The sequence below is a fragment of the Methanohalophilus sp. DAL1 genome (genome assembly GCF_001683555.1).
Classification (GTDB): domain Archaea; phylum Halobacteriota; class Methanosarcinia; order Methanosarcinales; family Methanosarcinaceae; genus Methanohalophilus; species Methanohalophilus euhalobius.
On the sequence record NZ_MAFX01000053.1, the window covers coordinates 1 to 5210 of the forward strand.

At 42.6% G+C, this 5210-nt stretch carries 7 protein-coding genes; 2 read left to right on the plus strand and 5 right to left on the minus strand.

The window, feature by feature from the left end; translation table 11 throughout:
• Window positions 1-415, minus strand: a 415-nt coding sequence (locus A9957_RS09065; protein ID WP_292343986.1) for an SPFH domain-containing protein, incomplete at its 3' end; no start/stop codon positions are given.
• Between the two features lie 185 nt (window positions 416-600).
• Here A9957_RS09065 and A9957_RS09070 point away from each other — a divergent pair.
• Window positions 601-2733: a DHH family phosphoesterase gene (locus A9957_RS09070; RefSeq protein WP_096712128.1), complete on the plus strand. Its 2133-nt coding sequence runs from the start codon at window positions 601-603 to the stop codon at window positions 2731-2733.
• Between the two features lie 8 nt (window positions 2734-2741).
• Here the strand turns inward: A9957_RS09070 and A9957_RS09075 are convergent, their stop codons facing one another.
• Both A9957_RS09075 and A9957_RS09080 read right to left on the minus strand, forming a co-directional pair.
• Window positions 2742-3353, minus strand: coding sequence for an orotate phosphoribosyltransferase-like protein (locus tag A9957_RS09075; protein WP_096712127.1), 612 nt, complete (start codon window positions 3351-3353; stop codon window positions 2742-2744).
• A gap of 55 nt (window positions 3354-3408) precedes the next feature.
• Entirely contained in the window at window positions 3409-3885 is a 477-nt protein-coding gene (locus tag A9957_RS09080; protein ID WP_105460230.1) for an NOB1 family endonuclease, read from the minus strand.
• Window positions 3886-4317: 432 nt separating this feature from the next.
• On the opposite strand from A9957_RS09080, the gene A9957_RS09085 reads away from it, so the two are divergent.
• The gene (locus tag A9957_RS09085; protein WP_292343990.1) at window positions 4318-4821 is read left to right on the plus strand and encodes a transposase; all 504 of its coding nucleotides are present in this window, start codon (window positions 4318-4320) and stop codon (window positions 4819-4821) included.
• Here the strand turns inward: A9957_RS09085 and A9957_RS09090 are convergent.
• Entirely contained in the window at window positions 4745-4903 is a 159-nt protein-coding gene (locus tag A9957_RS09090) for a hypothetical protein (RefSeq protein ID WP_292343988.1), read from the minus strand. The genes A9957_RS09085 and A9957_RS09090 overlap by 77 nt on opposite strands.
• On the minus strand, window positions 4891-5210 hold a 320-nt coding region (locus A9957_RS10605; protein ID WP_367121912.1), incomplete at its 5' end, for an ATPase domain-containing protein. The genes A9957_RS10605 and A9957_RS09090, both read right to left, overlap by 13 nt.

Here is a 5210-nt window from a genome sequence, read left to right on the forward strand (position 1 = left end):
CCTTATTAACCTCCTCTCTTCCAGATAGAACTTCATCAAGTTCGATTCGGCCAACTACATCACGCAGGGTTGTTTGTGCAAGCATTGCGGTTGCATACTTGTAATCCTCAACTTCTGTAACTGCTGACTCGGGTTTGAGAACTTTGTAGTAGATGACTGCATCCACTGCCACTGTAACGTTATCATAGGTGATAACTGCCTGTTTCGGGACATCTATTGTTACGACACGCAGATCTACCTTGACCGCAGTATCGATAATAGGAATTATGAAAAATACACCCGGACCCTTCACTCCGCTAAATCTGCCCAGCCTGAAGATGACCACTCGTTCATATTCTTTTACCACTTTGATGGATTGGGACAGGATTATTACTAATACGATTAATATAGGAATTATATATTCTTCTAATGCCATGCTAAACTCTCCCTTTATGATACTTTGCAAACAATACTTCTAAAAGTTATTGGTTAGATGGATGGAGCAGGTGGAGATCTTACTATTGTAATTCTCTGTAAGTAGATATATTTAAAATGCCAAATAAAATTCTCTCTTTGCAGCAACCTACATAAACAAGCAGGTCAATCAGCAACACAGATACAATGAAAGAAAAATGCAGTGAATGTGGCGGAACTGGTGCCCGTGAATCCTCTATACAGAAATGTCCTGAATGTAAGGGCTCCGGGAAACCAAAATCAATTAACCTTATGGAACTTTCAGAAAAAGATGTAAACAGCTTCCTCAAAGGCAGTTCCGTATGTGAAAAATGCGGTGGTAGCGGGGAAGTTGAAATAAAGGACCCATGTCCTTCCTGCGGAGGAGAAGGATTTCTTTATAGCTGTGACCTATGCGGCAAATCCATCGACCATCTGATAGATGGACGCGAGATCTGCAAATCATGCAATGAGGTAAAGGTTGTCCATATGCTGGACGACTCCTGTGACATGAACGAGCTTTCTGTAGGTAAATATTACCACGCAGAGGTAAACAACCTGGCATCATTCGGAGCCTTTGTGAACCTGAATTCCAATCTGCGTGGGTTGATCCATTCAAGCAACATAAAGGCCAAACTTGAACCCGGGGAACGGCTGATCGTAGAGCTAAATGAGATCCGTTCTGACGGGAAAATGGACCTGCTACCACGAAGTGTCGGTGAACATAAGGTCGTAGAAGTCGAAAAAGAAATGCCGGTACGTATCTCGTCTGAATTGAAGGATTATGTGGGTAAACTTGTGCGTATTGAAGGAGAGGTGCTCCAGGTCAAACAAACAGGTGGTCCCACCATTTTTGTAATTTCCGATGAAGGCGGTGTAATTCCCTGTGCAGCCTTTGAAAGTGCAGGGGAGCGGGCATATCCGGACATTGATTCGGATATGGTGGTCTCTCTTACAGGAGAGGTCAACCTCAGGGGTGAGGATCTGCAGCTTGAAGTCAAGAGCATGAAGCAGCTCAAAGATGAAAGAGAGCAGACTGTCAGGGAACGTATAGATCGTATACTTGACCAGAGGGCAGAACCTTCGGATATAGAATTCCTTGTCAAAAGCAAGATTCTGGAAGACCTGCGTCCTGCGATGAAAGACGTTGCCCGAATTATCAAAAAAGCCATTCTAAGGTCACGTCCGATCTTGTTGCGCCACCATGCTGATGCTGATGGCATGACTGCAGGTGTGGCCATTGAAAAGGCAATCCTGCCCCTTATTCGTGAAGTCAACGGTCAGGATGGAGAATACTATTTCTACAAACGTGCTCCTTCAAAAGCCCCATTTTATGAGATCATGGATGTGACAAAGGATATTTCCTTTGCTCTTGAAGATGCGGAAAGGCATAACCAGAAACTGCCGCTTGTTGTAATGGTGGATAACGGTTCCACGGAGGAAGACGTACCCGCGATGAGACAGGCATTGATATATGGTATTGATATGGTGGTTGTGGACCATCATCATCCGGATAAGATAGTTGATGATTACCTGCTGGCTCACGTAAACCCTGCTCATGTGGGTGGGGACTTTGGACAGACCGCTGGTATGCTTTCCACAGAGGTTGCAAGGATGATCAATCCTGAAGTCACTGATCAGATAAAACATCTCCCTGCAATCGCTGCTGTGGGGGATCGTTCAGAGGCCGATGAGGCCTATCAGTATATTGATCTTGTATCTTCCAGGTATTCCCTGGAAAATTTGCAGGATATTGCCTTGGCCCTTGATTTTGAAGCCTATTGGTTGAAATTCAACAGTGGAAGGGGAATTGTAAACGATCTTCTCAATTTTGGTGACTCCACCAGGCATAAACAGCTTGTAGATCTGCTGTGTGAGCAGGCACGCACTATGATGGATGAGCAACTTGAGGCATGTATGCCCAATGTCAAATCACAGAAACTGCCCAACGGTGCTATTATGAATGTGCTTGATGTGGAGAATTATGCCCACAAATTCACATTCCCGGCTCCTGGCAAGACCGCCGGGGAAGTCCATGACAGGATTTGCAGGAAAAATGAAGGAAAACCCATCGTTACGATTGGCTATGGGCCGGATTTTGCAGTCATACGGTCCCGCGGGGTTAAGATGAATATCCCTGAAATTGTCAGAAACCTCCATGAGGAAGTTGTCGGTGGAGGGGTGAATGGTGGTGGGCACCTTGTTGTAGGAAGTATCAAATTTGTGGAAGGAATGCGTAAAACAGTCCTATCCAAACTTGTGGAAAAAATAGGTCAGTATGAAGTGGATACGGAGATATAATATCTCCTTCAATCCACTCTTGCCAGTTTGATGAGTGAGTTCACAGGGACTCCGCTGATTGTTTCCGAATTTTTCTTGTCAATAATGACCGCAATTGCCACCGGGTTGGATCCGCTTTTCTTTGTCTGTTCAATTACATCGGTAATCGTTGAGCCAGATGAGACCACATCATCTACAATAATGCAGTTTTTTCCTTTAACATGCCCGAAATTTCTACTAAAAATTCCTGTGTTTTTATTCCTCTCTTTCTGGCTGTCATAACCGTGGAATATAGAAAATTCGACACCCAATTCCTCGGCAATCATGGTGGCCATGGGTACACCGCTTAATCCGATTCCCACTACCATGTCTGCCCTCTGGTCACTTTTATCAAGGGATTCGAGCACCATGTCACACAGGGCCTGTGAAATATAACGCAGGCGGAAAGAGCTTTTACCGATGGCACTCCAGTTGACAGAGATGTCCTTTGGTGCAGGGGCTTCTGCACCTCTTTTACTCCGCATGAGAAGCCATGTAACAGTATCCCTGGAAACATTAAGTTCATTTGCGATCTGGCCGGTAACAAGACCATTGGACTGCAGTTCGACTGCTTTTTGTATAAGTTCTTCTATATTTTTCATTTTATCCCCACGTGCTGTTTTATGCTATTTGTTTCCCTATACATCCTTTCTAATATTATATCTTTCTTTTACGTATTTTCTTGAGGGGGGATCCACAGATGGGGCATTCTTCGCCTCTGTCAAATCTTTTCATGCACCCGGTGCATTTTTTTCCCCAGATTATTTTGTCCTTTATTCTGGATTGGGATATGGGTTCTACCTTTATACCAATCATGCTTGCCACATTCTGCACAGCATAATCATCTGTCATGAGGACAGCATTTTTCCCATGTTCCAGAGCTTTTGCCAGCACATCGATATCGGTCCCGGAAAGTTCTTCAAGATCGCCTGTACCTTCTGCACTGTCCACGATTTTTTTCCTGAATACAGGATCTGGTTGCTCAACCTTTGCCCCGGTTTCAAGGGCAATCAACATTTCCATACTTGTGTATTTTGCCTTCGTTTCATCGATTACTGCGGGCACTGTAACAAGCTGGCGGTCCCTACCCATTCGATTGATGAAAACGCCGGTGTCTGCTATGTAAATTTTCATGAGGCTATATATGTTAAAGGAATATTAATATTAAGCCCGCCTCTTCAGGATATTATGTAGGTAAGGGGCAAGATTCCTTTAATTTTCAGTCCATCTTCGCCAATATTAATCTCATGGATTTCTTTCTTATGCTTTGAATTGAAGTTCTTGAGAACGATGAGACCTTTTTTAAATGTATTTTGTCCGCTACATAACGGTTGCTATAGTGCTGTCAGCATGCAAATTTTTGCCCGCTTCACCTATTGTCGCAAGTCCGGATGATATGGTTCCTGCCATCAAGAGTGTGATATTTGCATTTTTCCTTATTTGTAAGATGTATTATTCCGGCTCTGTAGAAACCCTTTCCTCTAACTTCCACTAATACATTATCATTTTTATAAGAAGAGGCCCCCAATGTGATTTTGACCATAAAAACACAAAGGGGGTGAATGCATTTTGTCAAGCGATTACTTAAACTTTATCGATACAGCTATGTCTGTAGCTGGAAGATCCCGTCTTCCAATCTATAGTTGTAAATATTCCAAACGAAAATATACTCAACATCAGTTACTGACATTGGTATTGATTAAAGAGTATACAGGTAATGACTATAGAGCAGAAGCCATCATACCTGTAAGATGTCGAAAAAGGAAGAAGATCAAAGGAAAATACCGTCGTAAAATGAGAGATGAGTTTGATGAGGACATCTATCATTACAGAAACCTGGTAGAGACGATGTTTTCTGTTTTGAAAAGGAAATATGGGGAAGAACTGAAGGCAACAAAATACAGAAATCAGGCAAAAGAGGTCAAGTTCAAATTATTAATCCATAATATAGACAGGGCAACTTCTATTTCAGTAATTATTCAAATGAGGATTTCTACAGAGCCATTATTCCATCTGTTACATATCCCAGTGTACTTTCTTCAATTTCCTTTTCTGACATCTCTCCGGTAACAATTACCAGTGAATTCCAATTTTTCATCCTTTTGAAAAATTCATAGTAGAATCTTCTTCTGGTTATTCTTATAAACTGCATCCTATTATTGTAATTGGGTCAATAACGATGATTTCAGGTTTGATTTTTTCAAAGGATTCCTCATGATTCCACATGAAGGAATATATACCCCGATCGAGGGATCTTATGTCAAGGGATATTTGATGTATATTTCCTCTGGAGATCCGGGATACATCATAATGGCTCAGCCTTGACACAAAGTTGTTCACGACTGTGGCAGGTTCGTTGACCGAAGTAACATACAGGCAAACTTTCCCTTCTCTTGCACTTTCACATAATGCCTGCAATGCAAATGTGGTCTTCCCGCTGCCTGCAACACCGGCTACAA